At 35.8% G+C, this 23,823-nt stretch carries 17 protein-coding genes; 15 read left to right on the forward strand and 2 right to left on the reverse strand.

Translation table 11 applies throughout. From position 1 onward, the window contains the following. Together Q1K37_RS07185 and Q1K37_RS07190 are read left to right on the forward strand one after the other, a co-directional pair. A partial coding sequence (locus Q1K37_RS07185; protein ID WP_300410869.1) for a hypothetical protein occupies window positions 1-664 on the forward strand: 664 nt, incomplete at its 5' end. A gap of 1,761 nt (window positions 665-2,425) precedes the next feature. Continuing rightward, a complete protein-coding gene (locus Q1K37_RS07190; RefSeq protein ID WP_300410871.1) occupies window positions 2,426-4,603 on the forward strand; it encodes a cell wall-binding repeat-containing protein in 2,178 nt (725 codons plus the stop codon). A 676-nt stretch (window positions 4,604-5,279) separates the two neighbouring features. Here the strand turns inward: Q1K37_RS07190 and Q1K37_RS07195 are convergent. Beyond that, window positions 5,280-6,353, reverse strand: coding sequence for an FAD-dependent oxidoreductase (locus tag Q1K37_RS07195; RefSeq protein WP_300410872.1), 1,074 nt, complete (start codon window positions 6,351-6,353; stop codon window positions 5,280-5,282). 362 nt (window positions 6,354-6,715) lie between these two features. Between Q1K37_RS07195 and Q1K37_RS07200 the strand changes: the two genes are divergently transcribed. The 9 genes from Q1K37_RS07200 to Q1K37_RS07240 all read left to right on the forward strand — a co-directional run bounded on the left by Q1K37_RS07200 (window position 6,716) and on the right by Q1K37_RS07240 (window position 17,193). Beyond that, on the forward strand, window positions 6,716-12,160 hold the full coding sequence (locus Q1K37_RS07200; protein ID WP_300410873.1) for a cell wall-binding repeat-containing protein: 5,445 nt from the start codon (window positions 6,716-6,718) through the stop codon (window positions 12,158-12,160). 196 nt (window positions 12,161-12,356) lie between these two features. Continuing rightward, window positions 12,357-12,869: a ferritin gene (locus tag Q1K37_RS07205; RefSeq protein ID WP_300410874.1), complete on the forward strand. Its 513-nt coding sequence runs from the start codon at window positions 12,357-12,359 to the stop codon at window positions 12,867-12,869. Window positions 12,870-12,885: 16 nt separating this feature from the next. Continuing rightward, window positions 12,886-13,491 carry a ribosome biogenesis GTP-binding protein YihA/YsxC gene (gene yihA / locus Q1K37_RS07210; protein ID WP_300410876.1) on the forward strand — a complete coding sequence of 202 codons (606 nt, stop codon included), beginning with the start codon at window positions 12,886-12,888 and terminating at the stop codon, window positions 13,489-13,491. Window positions 13,492-13,951: 460 nt separating this feature from the next. Beyond that, a complete protein-coding gene (locus Q1K37_RS07215) occupies window positions 13,952-14,542 on the forward strand; it encodes a sigma-70 family RNA polymerase sigma factor (protein ID WP_300410878.1) in 591 nt (196 codons plus the stop codon). Window positions 14,543-14,558: 16 nt separating this feature from the next. Continuing rightward, window positions 14,559-14,762, forward strand: coding sequence for a hypothetical protein (locus Q1K37_RS07220; protein ID WP_300410880.1), 204 nt, complete (start codon window positions 14,559-14,561; stop codon window positions 14,760-14,762). Window positions 14,763-14,793: 31 nt separating this feature from the next. Continuing rightward, window positions 14,794-15,012 carry a DUF2922 domain-containing protein gene (locus Q1K37_RS07225; protein WP_300410882.1) on the forward strand — a complete coding sequence of 73 codons (219 nt, stop codon included), beginning with the start codon at window positions 14,794-14,796 and terminating at the stop codon, window positions 15,010-15,012. A 74-nt stretch (window positions 15,013-15,086) separates the two neighbouring features. Beyond that, entirely contained in the window at window positions 15,087-15,230 is a 144-nt protein-coding gene (locus tag Q1K37_RS07230) for a YvrJ family protein (RefSeq protein WP_300410884.1), read from the forward strand. A gap of 473 nt (window positions 15,231-15,703) precedes the next feature. Next, window positions 15,704-16,666 carry a cell wall-binding repeat-containing protein gene (locus Q1K37_RS07235; RefSeq protein ID WP_300410886.1) on the forward strand — a complete coding sequence of 321 codons (963 nt, stop codon included), beginning with the start codon at window positions 15,704-15,706 and terminating at the stop codon, window positions 16,664-16,666. A gap of 68 nt (window positions 16,667-16,734) precedes the next feature. Then, complete coding sequence (locus Q1K37_RS07240; RefSeq protein ID WP_300410888.1) at window positions 16,735-17,193, forward strand: hypothetical protein; 459 nt, start codon at window positions 16,735-16,737, stop codon at window positions 17,191-17,193. Window positions 17,194-17,349: 156 nt separating this feature from the next. On the opposite strand, the gene rd is transcribed toward Q1K37_RS07240, so the two are convergent. Then, complete coding sequence (gene rd, locus Q1K37_RS07245; RefSeq protein ID WP_300410890.1) at window positions 17,350-17,511, reverse strand: rubredoxin; 162 nt, start codon at window positions 17,509-17,511, stop codon at window positions 17,350-17,352. A 225-nt stretch (window positions 17,512-17,736) separates the two neighbouring features. Between rd and Q1K37_RS07250 the strand changes: the two genes are divergently transcribed. The 4 genes from Q1K37_RS07250 to Q1K37_RS07265 all read left to right on the forward strand — a co-directional run bounded on the left by Q1K37_RS07250 (window position 17,737) and on the right by Q1K37_RS07265 (window position 22,440). Next, on the forward strand, window positions 17,737-18,117 hold the full coding sequence (locus tag Q1K37_RS07250) for an ATP-binding protein (RefSeq protein ID WP_300410892.1): 381 nt from the start codon (window positions 17,737-17,739) through the stop codon (window positions 18,115-18,117). Window positions 18,118-18,247: 130 nt separating this feature from the next. Then, window positions 18,248-20,077, forward strand: a complete 1,830-nt coding sequence (gene typA, locus Q1K37_RS07255; protein ID WP_300410894.1) for a translational GTPase TypA — start codon at window positions 18,248-18,250, stop codon at window positions 20,075-20,077. 359 nt (window positions 20,078-20,436) lie between these two features. Continuing rightward, the gene (locus Q1K37_RS07260; RefSeq protein ID WP_300410895.1) at window positions 20,437-22,107 is read left to right on the forward strand and encodes a formate--tetrahydrofolate ligase; all 1,671 of its coding nucleotides are present in this window, start codon (window positions 20,437-20,439) and stop codon (window positions 22,105-22,107) included. A 12-nt stretch (window positions 22,108-22,119) separates the two neighbouring features. Next, window positions 22,120-22,440 carry a YerC/YecD family TrpR-related protein gene (locus Q1K37_RS07265; protein ID WP_300410897.1) on the forward strand — a complete coding sequence of 107 codons (321 nt, stop codon included), beginning with the start codon at window positions 22,120-22,122 and terminating at the stop codon, window positions 22,438-22,440. The last annotated feature ends 1,383 nt before the right edge of the window (window positions 22,441-23,823 follow it).

Genomic DNA, 23,823 nt, shown 5'->3' on the forward strand with positions numbered 1-23,823 from the left:
ACCAGTTTCGGTTTCAAATGACCTATTCTTTTTACACAATTATATGGACTTTATCGGTTTTAGAGGTGGAATTATGAAAAAAATATTTATAATTATATTATCACTTATCTTTTTAGCAGGCTGTGGTGGAGTAGACCTAAACAAAGAATCATCAGATAGACCCGTTGACGAAATCAAAGAGACAACAACAGAAGAAGTCAGCGATTCAGAAGAAAAAATTGGGAACCCAACATTGGAAAAGATGAAAAAGTACACAAAAGATGTAGTAAAGGACTATACCCAGGACTACACCCTGCCACTAGATTCCATCCACTATACCTATAAAGACACAAGCCATATCCATGAACTAGAACATAAGTCAGCACAGGGATCCACCGCCAAAGCGAAAAATGGCGTCATAACAGACAGAAAATACATGAGGCTAACAGAAGGTGGCAAGCCCCTTACAGAGAAGATCTTGAAGGATATGGACAAGATTTTTGATAGGGCGATAGTAGACTTTGAAAAGAAGTACCCAGGAGAAGACGACCTGCACTTTCTGTCCTGGTCACTTTACCAAAACGAAGAAGAAAAATATGTCTTCCATGGACTATTTGCATCAAAACAAGAACATATCTGGGACATTTACTATAACGTAGAAACGGATATAGGGTTAAAGGAGTAGGTGGGAACTGCATTCCCACACCCTTGCTTTGATCTATTATTCAAAGTTTACCAAGCACTCAAACATGAGTGCTCGGTTGCAAGCAAAACTTTGAGAAATTATTCTTAAAGAATCATTTTCTTTTCTAATTCTAGGGAGGAGATTAAGGGGGTTGCGACTCCCCCTCACATCCCCTCCCTAAAACCCACCCCTTCTACACCCCTAAACGCTTTTGGGAGTTGCAATCCCAAAGGCCCTAGCTGTAAAATGAGTAGGAAAGCTGTGGGCTTTCCTTTAAAAACGTATAGGTCGATAACCTATTTAAAAATTTTGATAAAGCTTAGTCAATATAAATTCAAAATACGAATTAAAAAACTGGAAAGAAATCTGAAGGATTTCTTTCCCTATTTAAAGCAGGGTGTTCAGGGACGGCCAGTCCCTGAATTTATGGAGGGGCAAAGGGTTGGGATTTAAAGGGAAGGGAAAGGGAACCATCAAATAGGTTCCCAAGTCCCTTCCCTTTATTTTGAAAAGAACATAAAACTTTTAAATTTAGTTTTCCAAAGTTTGCTAAATTTTGAATAATACTTTGAATAATACTATTAAAAGGTTATAGGAAAGCCAACAGCTTTCCTACCTCTTATTCCGCGGGGTATTTAGGGGCGGCGTTAGCCCCTAAATCGTTGGAGGTTAAGAAGGGGTGGTTCTAGGAGGGGACGATAGGAACATACGAAACGTTCCTAAGTCCCCTCCTAGGTTATAGAAAGAAAATAAAAACTTGAATTACCAAGTATTCAAACATGGGTGCTCGATTGCAAGCAAAATTTATCGAAATTTATAAAATTTCGAATAACACTACTTAACTCTTATAGCAAAGCGTCCGCTTTCTTACCTATTATTAACAAGGGTTACGGGAATGAAAGGCCCGAAAAAAATAAAAACCCGATGGTTAGTCGGGTTTTATATTAACAATAGGCCGTTGGTTCATAATTTGGGAGGATGAACAAAAAATAGACCTATCATCTACTGTCTATATACTACCACAGAAAAGCGAAAAAGTAGTTACAAAATAGTTACAATTGGTGTAAAATAGACATTGTAAGAATTTTGTAACAATTGAGTGGGAAAAAGGGAAAAAAACTCTTTAAAATTTCAATTCGTTATAGTAATATAGTATCAAGCAAATCAATAAAAGCTTATACCTTAATAAGGAAAACGACAATAACATTTCCTGGAATTTGAATCATTTTTAACATATTAGGCTCGAATTATTACAATATTGAAAATATTTTAAGGAAAATTACAGGAAAACCAACTATTTTGTTTGAATTTCACAAATATAAGGTACAATATAATCAGGGACTTTGAAAAGACAAACCATCCTTTTATTGAAAAGTTAAGTACAAATCGTATTTAATATTAATTAGTCAATAAATTAAAAAAATAAACAGAGTAAAATTTGAAAAATTACAAATTTCTGTTATAATGTTTTTAAACACTCTAGCTTGGAAAAGTACAACTGAACAGCTCAGAGGGTTAATGAATTTGGGTAATAGGCGACGAAAGTTGCTATTATTATAATTGCCTAGTTTTTGGCAAAACTCCACTTCTAAAACCGAGAGGTAAGCACAGGTTACAATGCTTTTAAACTACGTAGTACATCGAAGGTGCTACTGTAACATTGTATGCCCCTCGATGGGTGCAAAAAAGTTTAATAACCCGTCCAAACTTTAAGGTTCATAGAAGTAGGACAAAAATTTTTTAGGAGGATGATTTTATATCATGAAAAAAAGCAATAAGATTTTATCTTTAATGCTAGCTTTAGTTATGGTATTTACGACTGTTGTTTCAGCATTCGCTGCAGAAACTGAAGGCCCTATCGGGGAACCAGAAAAAGAAACAACTGTAAAGATTAACTTTTCAGCAAGCAAAAATGGTAAATTTGATGGTGTAACTCAAGATGCAACTCTTTATGTTGCAAAAACTGGTAAAGATGGTAGAGATTTCACTAAGGTAGCTGACGCTACTACTGAAAACGGTAAAGGATTCTTTGAAGTTAAAAAAGATGATATTCTTCCAAATGCAGAATACTTTATAGTAGTTGGTGGATTATCACCAGATACTAACGATGCAGATTTTAGAGATGCTGAATTAGTTGCTCCAGGAACAACTTGGAAATATGTATTAACTACTGATGCAGACAAGAAATTTGTTAATCTAAAAGAAGATTATCATTTTGATCTTTATGTTGAACCTAAAGCTGGTTCTGACTTTACAGTAATTTCCTTAGATGAAAATGCTAAGACTGCACCAAATGTAAAATTTGGAATTTACAAAGTTAAAGTTAATGATGATCAAACTGCTTATATATCAGACAAAAATGGTTCTTATGTATATGACAAAGAAGGTCTACTAGACACTTACACAACTGATGAATTTGGTGAAAAAGGATTTTCAACTGCTGATTTAGCAGATTTAGCTACTAAAGCTGGTTATGACATTGACGGAACAACTGTAGTTGGATTCGTTCTTAATGGAGAACTAGTGGCTGTTGCTGATATCCATGAAAACTCAAAAGATTCTTTAGTATATTTAAGACCAGTTCCTGTTGTTACTAAACTAGTTGTAACTGTTGAAGGTAATGACAGAATGGTTGACATTGATGGGGAAGAAGCTCTAAAACCTATTAAAGGTGCAACTGTAGAACTTCAAGCTAATACTACTAAGTATCATGGAGCAGAAGAATATGGAAAAGTTTTAGATACTAAAACTACTGATGCTGAAGGTAAAGCAGTATTTACAAACCCAGAAATCTCTAGAGTAGTTAGAGTTCTTGATTCTTCACTTAACAGCGAAGATAAAGCTACAGGATACTGGACAAATATCCTTCTATTTAATAGAGTAGCAGTTGTTAAAGCTGATGGTTATAGAGTTCCAAGAACTGCTTCTTTAAGCACGATAAAAACTGATGACAATGGCGTAATGCACATAACTTTCACTCTTCTTCCAGAAGGTGGAATCTATACTCATAGAGTTAAAGGCGATAATAGATATGAAACTTCTGTAAATGTTGCTAAAAAAGCTTTTAAAGGAGACCAAGAAAATGTTCTATTAGCTTCTGGAGATGTTTATGCAGACGCATTAGTTGCTAACGGACTAGTTGGTCTAAAAGATCAACCATTAGTACTAAATGGTAAAGATAAATTAGACCCAGCTGTAAAACAATATCTAAAAGATGTTAAAGCTAAACACGTAACTATCGTTGGTGGAGACAGTGTTATCTCTGGTGCTGTTCAAGGTGAACTTGAAGAATTGGGATTAACTATTGAAAGAATTTCAGGTGCTAACAGATATGAAACTTCTGTAAAGGTACTTCAACACTTTGTAAAAGGTGGAGAAATAAAAGAAGGGAATACTAGCAAAATATTCCTAGCTTCTGGAGAAGACTTTGCTGACGCATTAGTTGCTTCAGTTCCAGCAGCTATGTATGCAAGACCTATTCTTTTAACTCAAAAAGATCAATTACCAACAGTTGTAAGAGAAGCTATTGAAAATGATAAATATAACGTTCAAGAAGTAACTGTAGTAGGTGGAGCTGGAACAGTTTCAGACGATGTTTACTCAAGAATTACTATCTCAAACGTTCAAAGATTAAAGGGACAAAATAGACAATTAACTGCTATGGCAGTAGCTGACGAATACTTTATGAACGCTGGTCAAGCAATAATTGTTGATGGTACAAAATCTAAAGATTCATTTGCTGACGCTTTATCAGCAGGACAATTAGCTTGGAAGCTTAAAGCTCCAATTCTTTTAACAGAATCTAAGACTGTTCTTGGTAAAGATTTAGCTGAATACCTAAGAACTAACAATATGACTGAAATCACTCTAGTTGGTGGTGCAGCTTCAGTTTCTGAAGGTATCAAAAAACAATTAGAAGAAATTTTAGCTGGTAAATAATCGGTTAAATAAAAATAGACCAAGTACTCGAAAACGGGTGCTTGGTTCTTTTTTTATTCGGGAATTGCATTCCTACCCCTTATTCCGCGGGGTGTTTTCAAGCACTCAAACATGAGTGCTCGACAGGCATCCCTAAATCGTTGGAGGTTTCCCGCACTCAGTCAAAAATAGAGTAGTTAGTTATTTCTATTCTTTGTCTGTTCTACTGCAAAATAATAGAAGTTATATGGAGCTGAGTGCCCGACTTCGGAGTGTTCTGAAGGAAAGCCAACAGCTTTCCTACATCTTTTAAAGCAGGGTGTTCAGGGACGGCTAGTCCCTGAATTTATGGAGGGGCAAAGGGTTGGGATTTAAAGGGAAGGGAAAGGGAACCATCAAATAGGTTCCCAAGTCCCTTCCCTTTATTTTGAAAAAGAATACAAAACTTAAATTGTAATTTATGAAATTTATCAAATTTCGCCAACCCCTTGCCGGTTAGGCAAAAAACAAGCTCCATTATGCCTCCCTCTTTAAGGTTAGGAAAAACATATTTCTATAAGAGTAATTTCTCAAAGTTTTTAACTTTGGATATAAACCTCGCTGGTAGGCGAACTCCAACCTACTGGTTCCCAAGTCCCTTCCCTTTATTTTAAAAGGTTATAGGAAAGCGGGCGACTTTCCTACCTCTTACCCTTTACTATACAAATTTTAGCACTTCCCCTTTCATATAATTCGTGTCGATTTTATTTTTAAATTTCAGTGCAAATCTATTGTGCATGGCAAATGGGCCATATGACATAATTGCTTTATTGTCCGAGGTGTTTATTATCTGTAGGTATGTTTCTTGGGGAATATAGGTCTTGTAGTCGTTTTTTCCTTCTATAAGACTAAATACATTGTTAACTAGGATGGGAGTCATTCTAATGGCAAATACGCCTGCTTTTGGGGTGTGGGGGAAGTCTTTTAGACATACCATATCGCCCATTGCAAGGATGTTCTCCGATGCAAATAGTTTGCCATCTACTTTTACAAAGTTGTTTTCGTCTACTTCTAGTCCGCTATACTTCACATTGACTCCTGTAACTCCTGTACTGACCAATGCCTTATCAAAGTGGATTTTCCCTCCTTCAAAGTGGGCGGTGTTTTCTTTAATATTTGTTATCTTGGTATTTAAAACTGTCTTTATCTTTCTTTTTTCAAGCAATTTACTTGCGATTTTTCTCGACCTCTTGTTAAATTTTAAAAGTAACTCTTTATTTTTATCTACCAATGTAATGTTCAAGTTATTATATTTACTTCTATAAGCTAGTGCTATTTCTATCCCCGATGCTCCTCCTCCTACAATCATTAAGTCCTTTATACCATCGCCAATGTCCTTTAATTCTTTGAATCCATAAATTGGCTTCACATAGTGAAGGTCCTTTGTTGGTGGGCCAAAATGTTCTATGGAGGCGGAACCAAGGTTCATACAAAGGTAGTCGAAGTGATATTCATCTTTTAATGTTCTAACCTTATTTTCCCTACTATCAATTTCAATAATTTTATCAAAGATCAATTCTATGTTTTCATTTTTACAATAGTCTTTTACTTTAAAGGAAACATCCTCAATGGTAAAGCTTTCGTTAATGTAACCGGGTAACATTCCAGAGTAGAACTGTCTATCAAAGTTTGTTATTACCAGAACTTTTAAATTTTCTAGTTTCATATTTTGTAGTTTCGAAAGTATTTGGATATGTCCATGGCCTGCGCCTGCTAATATCAGTGTTTTCATTTTTTCACCTACCTATTTAACTTTATTATAAGAAGAATATGATTTTAATTCAAATAAGACAAATTCGGTGGTAGTTTTACAATTAACTTTCCTAAAATCCATCCATTTCTTGGATGATATCCTTTAAATTTAGCAAAATATCATTTTAAAACCATGATTTAGCAGTCATAATTATAAAAATATCTGTATTTAAATAATTATTGGTATATTATTAAGATTAATGCTATACTAAAATGGTAATCATCTTAATGTATTCAAATGTATATAGCTTTTGGGAAGATATTATGGCAAATACTTTTTGAAAATCCAGATGATAACGATAGTCCTTATGTGGGACAAAACATTTAAAGGAGGAAAGGGAAATGAAGAAAAGAATATTATCATTTATTCTAAGTTTGGCAATGGTCCTGCCATGCTTAGTAGGCGCAGTTCCAGTAAGAGCGGCTGAAACGCCAGATAATATTAACGTAGTTGAAAAAGAAAGTGTTGAAGAAACACTAGACGATCCTTTTGTTCTACCTATTGTAGATGAAAAAGGAAATCCTATAAAGGATGAAATAACTATTGTTGGAGAAGGTTTTTTTGACAAATTGTCTGTTAAGTCAAAGGATGGATTTGTAGATTTTAACGACTTTTTTGAATATGATCCTGAAGATTTATGGAAGCTGAGCATTGAAGAAGAAGGGTATGAAATTTTAAATCTTTCTGACAACCAAGCACATTCAAATACTATAGTTTTTAAAGAAAAGGGAGTTTCCAAGTTTGGGGCAGATGATCTGTCTGTTGTAATAACTGAACTTGTGGTAAAGGTACCAGAAAAGGAGACAGAATCTATAGATTTAGAACTTCCAATATTCTACAATAATGCAAAAGTAACTGACAGTCTAGAATTTGTTCTAAAGGAAAAGAAATCTGGTAAGGAAGTAGTGCTTACTTCAAAGGATAAAAAACTTGGTCTTCCGTTAAAGGATGAAATGGAGTACTCTTTAACTCTAAAGGAAAATACTAAGTACACTTTGGGTGAGTTTAATTTTTTTGCAATTCAAGAACCTACAGCTGATGGCAATGGTAAATTTTCACTTGTTATGGCACCGGATTTTACAAAGGAAATAACTAAGATTGAGTTAAAGAGCCTTGAACCAAATTATAAGCTTGACTTGGTGGATGAAAAAGGCAATAAAATCACTGATAAAATAAAATTTGATCTATATTCAAATTTTGTTAATTGGGATCCAGTGTATGGGGAAAATGGAGTTTTGGATTTAACTGAAGTTTATAATATAGATTCAGAAGATATTATAAAATTGATTCCTGAAGGCTATGAAATCCTCAATATGAGTGACAATTTTAGAAACAAAGATTGCTTTGTATTTAAATTTGGTAGGGTTAGAAAGTTCAATAAGAACGATCTTAACGAAGCTGATGACTGTATTATAACCAAGCTAGTGCTTAAAAAGGTTGACACAAGTCCTACTGTTCCTGAGGATGAAGAACCTAAGACTAAGCATGATAAGGTTGTAACCCTTCCTGATATCAAGGTGAGCTACTTCAAGGACGGTACTCCTGTAGAAGATAATTTTAGATTCCATACTGCGGATGTTGAAATAAAGGATATGGTTCACTATAATCCTGAAAATGGAATTTTAAAGGGTGTTAAGGTTTATGCTGGCCATAGGGTGAAAATTGGTATTGCTGATAATAGGGAAACTCATACTATGACCGACGGCAAAAATTACTTTAACTATCTGTGGATAAAGGCAACTGAAGATGGAAAGCCAATGCTTTTTGATGAATTTAATCAAGAAGTAAAGGATGTTGAGTTAAAGGAATTAAAGATAATTTCAAGGGATGATTTAAAGGGAACTAAGCCTGAAAGTGGAGAAAAGTCCAAGTTAACAATTCCTGTAAAGGATTTGACTACCGGGGAAGAAGTTACTAAGGATTCAGTTTACTTTACTCTACATGGTGGTGGAGAGGAACAAATTGTTTCTAGTAAAGATGGAAAACTTGAGCTAGAACTGTATAAAGACATCGACTACACCATCAATATAATTAGAAAAGTGGAATATTCTTATAAGCTGGACGGTTATAAGATTGTACTTAAAGACGATGGTCTATATCGTAAATTAGATGATAAAAAACTTGAGTCAATTGATGTTTATCAAGGAAATTACATGATAAGGATCTATGTATTTGAAGGTAATGACTATCCTTCAAGTGTGGCTGTGGGTCCTGAAGGGCTTAAGTTTAAGATTGTGAATGACAGGACTAAGGAAAGTCAAATCAGAGCCTTTGATGGAGAGTATCTGACCTTTGACGCCAAGTTATTTGAGTCCTATACTATTAGTCTTTTAGATACTGATGAATATCAAATGAAGGATGTTCATATTGAAATGATGAAGTATCCAGGTGATGGTCTATATTGGCCGATATTGGATAAGGAAGACACACCTCGTGGTAATGAGGATGGAAAGTTAAAGGCTCTATACATTCAAAAGCCTGGAAAAACCTATGAAGACACCGAGATGCCAGAAGATGATGGCGGTGGATGTGGCGATGGTACTTGTGTATTTGGAGATGAGGTAATAACTATAAAGAAAACTCCTCTTTTCGATTACATTTCTGAAGGTAAGGACACACCGTTAAAGACAGATGTGCCACTAAACTTTGCATTGTTTGACTCTACAAATCAAGAGTTCTTAGAAGACATTAAATCCGTTAAAGGTGAAGATGGTGTTCAATATCTTCCTGAGCTAAAGGTTGTTAAGGGAAATAGATACATCCTTACTTTAAAGGACGACATTTACCATATGGAAGATGTGTATATAAAACAATTGGAAGACGGTTCATTTATAAATGACTATAAAAATGGCGTTTTTGATGGCCTTGTAGTCTATAAGAAGGATGGATATAAGATAAATTACAAACATCCTATTGAGATTCCGGCAATTTATGATGGTAAGGCTATCCCTGATGTTAAGTTTAAGCTTATAAGCGAGTTTGAAACTATTGAAGTTACATCTGACAAGAACGGACAAGTTAAGGCAAATCTATTTGAAGACGTAACCTATATGGTTCAAGTTGATTCTGACAAGTACAGTTTCGATTCTTTCCCTCTTGTAATTAAAGATAAGCAGAATGCTGACGGTGGGTATTGGGTTGACCATCATGGCAAATTCCCATTTGACCATAGTAGTTGTGACTATGTACAAGCATTTACACTATTGGACAAGTACCAAGATCACACTAAGGATACGACAATTGCTTGTAAGTCCGGTAAGACAAAGATTAAGGGACTTAACTTTAAGAATCTAAAGCTTCTAAAGACAGAGTTCAGTGTTGATGGCATCAAAGAACTTGCGGACAGAGATGTTCAAACTTTGGAACTTAAGGTTGTAAATCCATTTAGATGTGAAGTTTCAAAGCTAGCTGCTGGTGAATTTAAAGTAAGTAGAAATATTGAAACTGAAAAGAAGGTAGAAAAGATCTACAGGGTTAAAGAGGATAATAAGCTAGAGGAATTGGACTTTACTCAAAATAAGAATTTTGTTTACTTTACTTTGGACTCTTTAAATGTTGAAAGGGTTGCAATAGTATTTGAAAGTGACGCTCCTGAAAAGCCTGAAACACCTGTAGAACAAGAGTTTACATTTATCCTAATGGAGGATAATAATCCTGTATTAGAAAGTCTAAGCTTTGAATTTAAAGACTTGGATTCTGGAGATGTGAATAAGGTTGATTCAAAGGATTCTATGATTATGATAAAACTACCTCTTGATCATAAGTTTGAAGTTTCATTGAAATCCGATGAAAAGACCATGGACCCAGTTCAATTTGTGACTGGTAATGACGGACCAAAGGTAGTTGGAGAAGACGAAATTTTAGCTACGCTATCAATAAAATCTAAAAAAGTGGATGATGAAGATCCAACTGAAGATCCTATTGAGAAAATTTCTCTAGATAAGTTGACAGTTAGAGTTTTGAAAAATGGTAAGGCTTTAAAAGGCTATAACATGACTTTAAATAAATTTGATGGCAAGATTCCAAGTGTAGCTTCAAGACCTAATACCGACGATAATGGGGAAATTGAGTTAAAGGACTTTGCTCCTAATTCAAAATATGAAATTAGAACTTCAAGAAATGATGAAGTCTTAAAATTCAAGAAGGACGTCTATATTTTTACAACGGACGAAAAGGGTAATGTGGTTACTATCGACAATAAGGCTGTTGAAAGTGTAGATGAAGCATTGTTGCTATTTGAAGGTACAGAACTTGACAATGATGTATTTGAAAAGTTTGATGTGGACTTTAGTGTTGTAGACTCTGAAGGTAAGCCTGTTTCTGGAGTGGAATTTTCCATTATGATGCTTGCTCCAAGATTTACAACTGTAGAAAAGGTAAAATCTGATAAAGATGGTAAGGTAGTATTCAATGTTGAAGGGCAAGAGGGTGGAAAGGACTACTCTGTAACACTTTCTAAGATGACCCAATTTGAATATGAATCAGATCCTCATTCTATTGAGTTTAAGTTGGATGAAAAGGGCAATGTTAAGGTTCTTGACAAATATGATAAATACGATAGAACTTTTGTTGTAACAAAGAATGACAAAACCGACATCTACAAGGAATTTAAGAAGCTTTATGAAGAGGCTAAAGAATATTTAAAGGAAGCTAAATTTGAAGATTCAAAGGGAGCTAAAAAGGCTATTGAAAAGCTTCAAGGTATAATTGATGCATCTAAGAAGGAAATTGAAGAGACGCTTCCTATCTATGCAGAAGGTAAGATAAAACAACTTAAAGAGGCTATGGCAGAGTTGAAGAAGTTTGAAATAGTGGATGATAAAAAGCCTGAAGAACCAAAACCAACTCCAAAACCTACGCCATCAGTTCCTACAGAAGAGCCTTCTGTAAACAAGATAAGTACAGATAGAACTAATGGCAAGGACAGGATTGCAACTGCTATAGAAATTTCAAAGAAATACTATGGCAAGGCTGATAATGTAGTAGTTGTGGATGCTAAGAACTTCCCTGATGCCATGACTGCATCTGTATTGGCAAAACTATTGAATGCACCTATACTGTTAACCTATGCTGATAACCTTGACTCCAGAGTGGCTGATGAAATTCAAAGACTTGGCGCAAGAAATGTGACCATAGTTGGAGGTGGTTCATCAATCTCTGAAAATGTGAAGGACAAGCTTACTCAATTTGACAAGGATGGAGTAGAAAGGCTTTATGGTAAAAACCGTTATGAAACATCTGCACAAGTTGCAAGAAAAGTTGTAGAACTTGCTGGAAATAAGGGAAAAGCTATAATAGCCAGTGGAGAAGTTTCAGTTGATGCACTTACCATTGGACCTATGGCTGCAAAAGAAGGGCTTCCAATACTTCTTGTAAGTGGAAAGGCTGTACCTGCAGCAATTGGCAATGTTATAGATGAACTTGGAATAAAAGATGTGATAGTTGCCGGTGGAAGTTCTGTGGTTGCAGAAAGTCTAGAAGCTAAATTACCAACAGTTTCACATAGACTAAAGGGACAAACAAGATACGAAACTGCAATTGCAATAGCAGAATATAGCTTTGCAGGGGCAAAAGAAGTGTTCTTGGCAAATGGAGAAAACTGGATGGACGCGTTAGTAATTGGACCAGTAGGAGGTACTATGAACATGCCAATCCTGTTGACAAGAGCCACAGAAGTACCAAAATCACTTAAAGAATATGTAGAAAAATCATCTATTGAAAAAGTAACAGCAATAGGTGGTAAAAGTATGATAAGTGAAAAAGTACTAAAAGAAATAAGTAAATAGAAGTAGAAGGCAAAAAGCGCTCAACGATTGTAGTTGGGTGCTTTTGCATTTCGTATTTCAAATATCCTCCTCTCACATCTCATATCTCACTTCTTACTTCTCAGTATATTGTTTATTTTCCCCTTTGTTGGGTATATGTTTTTATGGAGGCAAGACACTTGCCGAATAATAACAAACTGAAAATAAGGGGGATAATATGGATAACAAAAAATTATTTAAGAAATTAAACAAACAATATAACTTTGAAATAGAATCTGCATATATTTACAAAGCTATGGCGCTTTGGGCAGAGAAGGAAAACTGGCATGGAATTGCAAATTTCATGACTCAACAGGCATTAGAAGAGTTAAGTCATGCTAAGAGATTAGAAGGGTATCTACTTGATATGGATTATGATATCACTTTATCTGGTGTGCCAGAGCCAAAGGCTGAATATGATTCCATTATGAGTGTTTTCAAAGAAGCTTTAGAACACGAAAAACAAGTTACTTCTAACTTCATGGAAATGATGAAGGATGCTAAGGAAGTTGGAGACTATCAAACTGAAATCTTAATTCACTGGTTCTTAACTGAACAAGTTGAAGAAGAAGCTACTTTTAATGATCATATTACTACACTTGAAAGAATTAAGGACAGTGTTGCAGGTCTTTACCAATTTGATGCAATGTTGGCTAAGAGAAAATTTACTCCAGGAGCTAATGAAGAGTAAATCTTCATAAATTTTAATGAAGATTAAAAGTTCAAGGCTTGAGACGATAGCGGCTACTTTAAGTCAGTATCCTAGCGAAAACCTGCCTGAGATTGCCCTTGCAGGGCGTTCTAATGTTGGAAAGTCAAGTTTTATAAATGCGTTTTTAAATCGAAAGAACTTGGCTAGAACCAGTTCTAAACCAGGCAAGACTCGTACTGTAAACTTTTACAATGTGAATGAGTCCTTTCGGTTGGTTGACTTGCCAGGATATGGATATGCTGCGGTTTCCAAGTCGGAAAAAGACAACTGGGCAACAATTATTGAAACCTATTTAAACAATAGACAAAATCTTTATGAGACGGTTTTGATTGTGGACATTCGCCATGATCCGTCGGCTCAGGATGTTCAGATGTACAATTGGATAAAAGAAATAGGTTTTACCGGTTTCGTCATAGCCGGGAAGGCTGATAAGGTTGCAAGATCAAAATTTCCTCAGCATGTAAAGAAGATTGCAAAAGTCTTAAATATTGAGGACAGGGACTTGATTATTCCTTTCAGTTCTGAAAAAAAGACGAATTTAGACTTAGTCTATGATCAATTTGAAAATATAATTAAATATGGTAGTGGATTTGAAGAATGATATTTAAGGGAGCAAAATGCTCCCTATTTTTTTGTCTAAAAATCTAGCATCATACATGAATGCCCGACTTCGGAGTGTTCTGAAGGAAAGCTAACAGCTTTCCTACATCTTTTCAAGCAGGGTTTTCAGGGACGGCTAGTCCCTGAATTTATGGAGAGCTCCCGCACTCAGTCAAAAATAGACTAGTTAGTTATTTCTATTCTTTGTTTGTTCTACTGCAAAATAATAGAAGTTATATGGAGCTGAGTGCCCGATAAAAAAAGGGTTGGATTTTTCTCTCACATCCCACCTCTCACTTCCCACTTCTCAATAATTGAGTGCTCGGTTGCTTCGCAATATTCCAACCACAACCCTTGCCATTCCACTTTATTTCCCGTTATTCTGGATTTTTTAAATCCATCAATCCATCTTATTCTGCTGTTACCCGGGAATTTAACGCAGCTGCAAGAAAGGTAATACTGTGAATAGTTACGAATTGCAGATTGAGAGAGTTATTGAGCAGAAGGATATGTCAAAGGTGCATCTTTTGGTGGAAAAATACCATCCTCTTTTGGTTTCTTCTATTAAGAGGTACTACAACAAGCCCCATGACTTTGATGAGCTTTATGATGAAGGGATTTTGGAGATTTGTGAAGCTTTGAGGGACTATGAAAGATCAAAGAATTCATCCTTTGGAGGTTATTTAAAGAGCAGACTTTACTATTTTTATCTTGGTAAGAATAAGGTGGAGGAGCCAATTTCTTTGGATCGACCAATTGGGGAAGAAAATGACATAACTTTAATGGATATGTTGGAGGATGAGCAGGATATTCAAGGGGATTATAACAAACTTTTGGATTATAAAAATCTACACTCTTCCTTGGAGAGCTTAACTAATAGGCAGAAAGATATACTTTTAGATTTTTATTTGAAAGATCTTTCCATTGGTGAAATTGCAGATAAATATGGCATAAAATACAGGACTGCCTTCAATACGAAGAAGACTGCTTTGGAAAAGTTAAAAAAATATTTGGTAGACAATGGTAATTTTTCTGATATCTGGAATATATAGGTAGGAGGTGAGAAACATGGCAATGGTTAAAAGCGTAAAATTAAAGCTTAGCTTTGACGTGGATAATGGCGAAAAAATCCTTAAAAAGTCAAAGACTATCCAAAACATTTCCCAAGAAGCAACTGAAGATGGTTTAGTAGAAGTTGCGGGAAAATTATACGATTTAATCGACGGAACTTCCGGCGAAACAACTAAAATCGTAGAAAGTATATTGGCGTAACGAACTTTAACAACAGAAGGAGGTGAATAAAATGGCTAAGTATTTATCTATGAAGTTTTCAAATGAAGCTAAGGATTCAGGGATCGTTAGACTTGACTACATCAGGGAAGATCTTACTGACGAAGATGTAAAATCAGCAGTAGAATCTATTTTGGGCAATAACCTGTTAGTTGGTAAAAATGGTCCTTTAAATCAAGCGGTAGAGGCGAAAGTTGTCGAAACAACTTATAAGGAATTTAATATATTCTAGTAGATTGATAGAATCCGGCACTTATGTACTTTGTGCCGGATTTTATAATAAACGATCAAAAGAAAGGAGAAATTATGACTGAAGTATTAGAATATGTCTCAAACATTGGATTTCCAATTGTCTTGTCTTTGTTTTTAATTACGAGGATAGAAAGCAAGCTGGAAGTACTTTCCGAGAGTATAAAAGAATTGTCAGTGGTAATTCAAAACATGAAATAACCTTATTATAAGGTTATTCTATTCGAAATTTTGCGAAGCAACCGAGCACTCAAGTATTGAGAAGTGGGAAGTGAGAGGTGGGATGTGATCCCGCACTCAGTCAAAAATAGAGTAATTAGTTATTTCTATTCTTTGTCTGTTCTACTGCAAAATAATAAAAGTTATATGGAGCTGAGTGCCCGACTTCGGAGTATTCTGAAGGAAAGCCCACAGCTTTCCTACTGCTTTTTTAGCAGGGTTTTCAGGGACGGCCAGTCCCTGAATTTATGGAGGGGCAAAGGGATGGGATTTAAAGGGAAGGGAAAGGGAACCATCAAATAGGTTCCCAATTCCTTCCCTTTATTTTGAAAAAATACAATTCATAAATTGAAATTGATGGAAATTTGTCAAATTTCGCCAACTCCTTGCCGTTAGGCAAGCAACAACCATAGATTGATCCTAATAACATAGTATAATATTACTAGGAGGGTGACATGAAACATAAATTTAAATTTTTAACTATGGCATTGGTTTTGCTTTTATCTACTTTTTCTAGTAAATCCTTTGCCCAACGTAAGATGCAAATTATTAGATATAGTGGAAGAAGCAGGTACGAGACTGCGGTTGTGTTTTCTCAAAAGACCTTTTCTTCTTCTAAATACGCTGTTATAGCTTCTGGGGAGGGCTATGCCGATGCTCTTGTCGGCGGTACTTTGGCAACTCAGTTAAAGGCGCCTATTTTATTGACAGGGAAAAATGACATTTCCTCTTCTGTTCTTACTGAGCTAGGAAGGCTTAATTGTCAGATTGTTTTTCTTCTTGGAGGAGATTCAACTATTTCTGAAAAGGTGTACAAGGACCTTTCATCTAAAGGATATAAGGTTGAGAGGGTATTTGGACATAATAGGCTTGAAACCGCAATAAAGGTACGAAAGATGAGGTTTAAATATGCCGATTTTATAACTCCTGGGGAGAGGATTGCGGTGGTGGATGGATTTGGTTATGCGGATAGTCTTTCTGCTGCGCCTTTTGTAGGGCAAATGACTCCTACTACTTATCTATATCCCTATGTTAAGGGAAAGATGAACAACATTCCATATTATATGGCCTTTGGTGGAAGTTCTTCTGTTCCAAAGGGGTTTAGCGAAAAGGTTCGCTATTCTGGCAGAAGCAGGTTTGACACTTCTGTGGAGGTGGCTAAGGCCTATTCTCTAAGGCTTAATAAGATCATAGATACTATCATTTTGGTAGATGGCAATAACTATCCTGATGCCTTATCTTCTGCTCCTGTTGCTGCTTTGAACAATGGGGCAATACTTCTTACTCAAAGGGATAAGTTGCCAAATTCTGTGGCTAATTTCATTAGAAATAACAAAAATATAAAAAAGGTAATTATCGTTGGGGGCGAGGGTTCTGTTTCAAAAAGTGTTGAAAGGGAGATTGGTACATTGAATTAAAGTAAATGTTTGGGAATATTGACAACGAACATATGTTCTGCTATACTTTCCTTAACGGAGGGATGGCTATGTACTATAAGGAAGATATTGTCGCTTTGGAGCCGATCTATGCAGATGGTGTTGGTGATATTACAAGACTGTACTTAAAGAACGGTAAAATTGTTGACGATACTAGAAAAATCCCTACCATATTGAAAAATATGGCCAAGGAGGATTTAGTTGACATGGAACAGGTGCATCAACTTATCAAGAAATTTTTGATGATGCGCAAGTCCTTGCCCTACGTTTTTAATCCAAAATATATTTACATAGGCATAAAGACTCGTAAGCCCCTTTGCAAAAATGACGGGTCCTTGGCCTTTGTGAACATTGACGAGATTCAAAAATGTAGTGAGGGAACTCTGTTCTTGAAAAATGGTGTAGAAATTAAGGTTTTAGAGAATAAAACCTCTATAAAGAAGAAAATCAACAATGGAATACTCTGCGGTATTCTAATTGAGGACAGGAAGAGATTTGTAAGTATTTAAAGTTGTAATGTGATTTTTTGAAAAATGTAATGCAATGAAATGTTCTGTTTGACTTATGGCAACTATTTTAGCGTTGAAAGTTGTTGATAGGTTACAGATAAAAAATTAAAAAACCAATTTAAAAAGAGGGGCTAACCCCTCTTCGTTGTTTTGCTTTTATTCTTCTGGTTCAAATTGATCTTTACTAGCTCCGCAAACTGGGCAAACCCAATCTTCTGGAAGATCTTCAAAAGCTGTTCCAGGTTCTATTCCGTTATCTACGTCTCCTTCTTCTGGATCGTAAATATAACCACATGGTTGACATACATATCTTTTCATTAAAGACACCCCCTATATTTTATCGTTCTATACTATTATACCCACCGATTTTCCTTTATAACAGTTTTTTTAAAAATTTGCATATTTTTATTTATCCCTGACTAAATCTGCACGATTTTGATGTATTTATAGTTTTATTGCTTTAATAGGATAAAAGATTAAAAATTATTGAATGTTTTTGTTATTTTTGATTGTTTGTGGGTATTTAATGAACAGGTGGTTAAAATGTATAGATTCGATGAAACTGTAAAGGGAAGCATGGAGAATATCAACGATATGACCATGCGATTAATGGGAGAAGTTAAAAATTATTTAGACGATGAGAAAACCCTATACGATTTGCGTCTGGTAGTGACGGAACTTGTAGTAAATGGTGTACGCCATGGCAACTTGGAGGATTTTGAGAAGTTGATTCGCCTTTGTGCCACTTTGAGAGATGAGAAGATTATCGTTAAGGTAAAGGATGAAGGATGCGGCTTTAAGAAATCTTGCTACAGTCGTCAAGACTTTAACAAGACCAGCGGTAGAGGTCTATTTATTGTAGAGCATATTGCTGACAAGATTACTTATAATAAAAACGAGGTAGTTGTGGAGCTACATGTTTAGTGTTTGGTAGCTACCACAACTATTTATTTGTAAACCTATTGTACACAATGCCTATGCTGGGAAGTCAATTATTTTTTGAAGGCTTGATTTATGATATAATTTCAAAGGATAAAGATAGGATGTGTTTTAAATGGCAAATAAAAAAAATATAAGAAATGTTGCGATCATTGCCCATGTCGACCATGGTAAGACGACTTTGGTTGATGGGTTGTTAAAGACTGGTGGTGTTTTTAGAGAAAATCAAGCTGTTCAAGATAGGATCATGGACAACAACGACATAGAAAAGGAAAGGGGAATTACCATCCTTTCTAAAAATACTGCTGTCGATTATAAGGAATATAAGATAAATATCATCGATACACCGGGCCATGCTGACTTCGGTGGCGAGGTTGAGCGTGTTTTAAATATGGCTGATGGTGTTGTTCTAGTTGTGGATGCCTTTGAAGGGCCTATGCCACAGACTAAGTTTGTTTTGAAGAAGGCTTTTGAATTGAACTTACCTGCCATCATATGTATTAATAAGATTGACCGAGCTGAGGCTAGACCAGATGAAGTTGTAGATGAGATATTGGATTTGTTTATTCAGCTAAATGCTGGAGAGGAATACTTGGATTCTCCTATTGTATATGCTTCTGCAAGACAGGGCTATGCTACCGATGACTATAAGGCGGAGCATAGTAATGATATGTCTTATCTACTGGATACGATTATAGACTACATTCCCGAACCAAAGGGAGATGCCGAAAAGCCTTTTAAGTTGTTGATTTCTACAACGGATTACAATGACTATGTTGGTAGGATTGGTATTGGAAAAATCGACTCTGGTACTATTAATATCAACGACAAGGTGCATATTGTAAATTACAATGACAAGTCTGTAGATAAAAAGGTGACCATCACCAAGATATATGAATTCCAAGGTCTTAACAGGGTAGAGGTGGAAAGTTCTTCTGCCGGAAATCTAGTTGCCGTAACTGGTGTTGAGGGGATTAGTATAGGTGATACGATTTGTGATATTGACGATGTCGAGGCAATTCCCTTTGTAAAGATTTCTGAACCTACTCTTTCTATGAACTTCCTTGTAAATGACAGCCCCTTTGCTGGTCGTGAAGGAAAATATGTTACTAGTAGACAGATTAGGACAAGACTTTTCAAGGAGCTTGAAACAGACGTTAGTTTAAGGGTTGAAGAGACGGACTCTACTGATGCCTTTAGAGTAAGTGGTAGAGGAGAGCTTCATCTTTCTGTATTGATAGAAAATTTGAGAAGAGAAAATTATGAGTTTCAAGTTTCAAAACCTCAAGTCCTATACAAGGAAGAGAACGGTGTGGTTTTAGAACCTATTGAAACTGTGACCATTGACGCCGACGAGGTGTATGTTGGTTCCATCATTGAAAAGCTTGGAATGAGAAAGGGAGAGCTTATCGATATGAAACCTTCAAAGGGTGGTTACACAAGACTTATATTTGAAATTCCTACCAGGGGACTTATTGGTTATAGACAGGAGTTTATCTCCGATACCAAGGGAACTGGTGTAATCAACTCGGAATTAAAGGAATATGCTCCTAAGAAAGGTGACATTCCTGGAAGGCCAACGGGTTCCTTAATATGTTTTGAAACTGGAACTACTTCTGCCTATGGACTTAATGCGGCTCAAGAAAGGGGCGTTTTGTTTGTAAAACCTGGAGAAGAGGTCTACGAGGGAATGGTTGTAGGCTCAAATCCTAAGGGACTTGATATTGAAGTAAATGTATGTAAGAGAAAAGCTCAAACCAATATTAGATCTTCTGCTTCTGATGAAGCCCTTAGATTGTCTCCGCCAAAGATTATGAGCTTGGAGGAACTTCTAGAGTTTATTGAAGAGGATGAGTTGGTGGAGGTCACTCCTAAGAGTTTGAGGATTAGAAAGAAGATTCTAAATTCTGAACTTAGGTACAAATCAAAGAAATATAAAAAGTAGCAAGTTGGATTTTGCTCACTTATAACTATCCTAAGCACTCAAAGTTTTTTGGGTGCTTAATATGTTTTTTTGTAATTAACCGTTTAAAGTAGTGGAATCACTTTGATAAATTTGTTTAAAAGACTCTTTTCAAGTATAATAAGTTTATGGATATTAAACCAACTATTTTAATGATTTAAAGCAGAAATTTACAAAAATCTATGGAAGGTTTAATAATTCGTTAAATTTTGATTGAAGTTTTCCAGTTAGGGGTAAATATCAATCGGCGAACGTTTAGTGTTTTAAAAATATATTGCTTTAACTTGCAAAAGTTGATATATTATAATAGAAGATTAGTATAAATAGGAGGTTATTTATTGATGAAAACGGATGTACAAATAGCTCAAGAAGCCAAAATGGAACCGATAGTTGAGATTGGTAAGCGTTTAGGACTTGAAGAAAAAGATCTTTATCTTTATGGTAACTACAAGGCAAAGTTAGACCTAGGCCTTTTAGACAAGTATAAGGATAAGGAAGATGGAAAGTTAATCTTGGTAACAGCGATTAACCCTACTCCTGCAGGAGAAGGTAAGACTACTGTGAACGTTGGTTTGTCTATGGGACTTAACAAGATTGGAAAGTCTGCTATTTCTGCTCTTAGAGAGCCTTCTTTAGGACCAAGCTTTGGTATTAAAGGTGGTGCGGCAGGTGGTGGGCATGCACAAGTTGTTCCTATGGAAGACATCAACATGCACTTTACTGGTGACTTCCACGCTATAACTACTGCTAATAACTTGATTTCAGCGCTTTTAGACAACCATATGCAACAAGGAAATGCATTGGGAATTGACCCAAGAAGAATCCTTTGGAAGAGAGTTCTTGACATGAACGATAGAGCTTTAAGAAATATCGTTGTTGGTCTTGGCGGTAAACCAAATGGGGTTCCTAGAGAAGATGGTTTTGATATAACTGTTGCATCTGAAATAATGGCCATTCTTTGCTTAAGCACAAGTTTAGAAGACCTTAAGGAAAGAGTTGGAAATATACTAATTGCATACAATTACCAAGGAGAACCTGTTTATGCTAAAGATATCAAGGCACAAGGTGCTGTTGCTTTAGTTATGAAGGATGCTATAAATCCTAACTTGGTTCAAACTTTGGAAAATACACCTGCTATACTACATGGTGGACCTTTTGCGAATATCGCACACGGTTGTAACTCCGTTGTAGCAACAAAACTTGCTATGAAACTTGCTGATTACACAATTACTGAAGCAGGATTTGGTGGAGACTTAGGAGCTGAAAAATTCTTCGACATCAAATGTCGTCTAGGTGGAATTACTCCTGACTGTACTGTAATCGTAGCTACTGTAAGGGCTTTAAAACATCACGGGGGAGCAGAAAAAGATAAATTAGGTGAAGAAAATCTTGAAGCATTGGAAAAGGGATTTGAAAACCTTGGAAGACATATCGAAAACATGCACAAATTTGGTATTCCATGTCTAGTTGCTATCAACCGTTTCCCAACTGATACAGAAGCAGAATTGGAACTACTTGATAAGTTAACTGAAGAGTCAGGAACTGAAGCTATTTTAGCTGAAGTATGGGCTAAGGGTGGAGATGGAGCTATCGAACTTGCTGAAGCTGTTGTTAAGAAGATCGATGAAAGCGAAAATGACTTCCACTACCTATATGATGAAGATATGAATATAGCTGAAAAGATTGAAAAGATTGTAACTGAAGTTTATAGAGGAGACGGAGTAGAATTTACTACTAAGGCTAAGAAGAAATTAGCTGAAATCTCTAAATTGGGATTGGACAACTACCCAGTATGTATGGCTAAAACCCAATATTCATTCTCAGATGACCCTAAACTATTAGGTGCTCCTGATGGTTTCAAAATCACCGTAAGGGATTTAAGAATTTCTAGAGGGGCTGGATTCGTTGTAGCTCTAACAGGAGATATAATGACAATGCCAGGTCTTCCAAAGGTTCCAGCTGCTAACAATATAGACGTATTGGAATCTGGAGAAATTGTTGGACTATTCTAAGGAGTGATGTAGTTGAATAATGAGTCTAGACTGAGGAGTAAACAATTAGATGACTTTTTCGATGCAGTATTGATGTTAAAAGACAGAGATCAATGTTATAAATTCTTTGAAGATGTCTGTACTGTAAGAGAACTTCATTCAATTACTCAAAGGCTTGAAGTTGCTAAACTTCTTAAAATAAGAAAAACATACAATGAAATAGAAAAAGAAACGGGAGCATCTACAGCAACTATCAGTAGAGTTAACCGTAGTCTAAATTATGGAGCAGAAGGATACGAATTGGTATTAGATAAGCTGATAAAAAGAGATTTAGACGCAAAGAGAAATAAATAGTAAAAAACCGAGCACTCATAGAAATATGGGATGCTCGGTTTTTTCAAAGTTTTGCTTGCAACCGACCACTCAATTATTGAGAAGTGGGAAGTGGGAAGTGATCCTGCACTCAATATCAAATACAAATATATTAGTTTTCCTGTTTTATTTCTATCTACCAGATTTTAACATGATTGTGGATTGAGTGCCCGATTTAATAAGAAGTGATCCCGCACTCAGTTATTGAGAAGTGAGAAGTGAGAGGTGAGAGGTGAGATGCGAGAAATTAAAGGTTGGAGTTAGAATTGATTCCGCACTCAGTTTTTAATAATAAAAATAATTTTCTCCATCTACTCTAACATTACTGAAAAATATAAAAATTCTGTGGTGTTGAGTGCCCGACTGCGGAGCGTTTTGAAGGAAAGCCAACAGCTTTCCTACCTCTTGTTCCGCGGGGTATTTAGGGGCTGCGCAAGCCCCTAAATCGTTGGAAGGGTAAGGGGGAGGGAGATTTTAAAGAGGGAGGCCGTTAGGAAACATTACGAAACGTTCCTTAGTCCCCTCCTAGGTTAAGAAAAGAATATTCTTCTAGAAGAAGGATTTCACAAAGTTTATCAAACTTTGAATATAAACCTCGCCGTTGGGCGAACTCCAACCCACTGGTTCCCAAGTCCCTTCCCTTTATTTTGAAAAGAACATAAAACTTTTAAATTGAATTTATCGAAATTTATCAAATTTCGCCAACCCCTCGCTGGGTAGGCAAAAAACAAGCTCCATTATGCCTCCCTCTTTAAGGTTAGAAAAGAATATTAAGCTTTAAAATTATAGTTTCAGAGAATTTGAAAAAATCCAAATACAATTATAAAAGGTTATAGGAAAGCCAACAGCTTTCCTACTGCTTTTTTAGCAGGGTGTTCAGGGACGGCTAGTCCCTGAATTTATGGAGGGGCAAAGGGTTGGGATTTAAAGGGAAGGGAAAGGGAACCATCAAATAGGTTCCCAATTCCTTCCCTTTATCTTGAAAAAAATAAAACTTAAATTAAAATTTTATCAAAATTTATAAAATTTTGAATAACATTGCCTGTAGGCAAACACCAACCTACTGGTTCCCCAATTCCCTCCTAGGTTAAGAAAAGAATATTCTTCTAGAAGAAGGATTTCACAAAGTTTATCAAACTTTGAATATAAACCTCGCCGTTGGGCGAACTCCAACCCACTGGTTCCCAATTCCTTCCCTTTATCTTGAAAAAAATAAAACTTAAATTAAAATTTTATCAAAATTTATAAAATTTTGAATAACATTGCCTGTAGGCAAACACCAACCTGCTGGTTCCCCAATTCCTTCCTAGGTTAAGAAAAGAATATAATTTTAGAAGAAGGATTTTTCAAAGTTTTTGAAACTTT

It is taken from the genome of Lagierella sp. (assembly GCF_029983815.1).
GTDB lineage: Bacteria > Bacillota > Clostridia > Tissierellales > Peptoniphilaceae > Mediannikoviicoccus.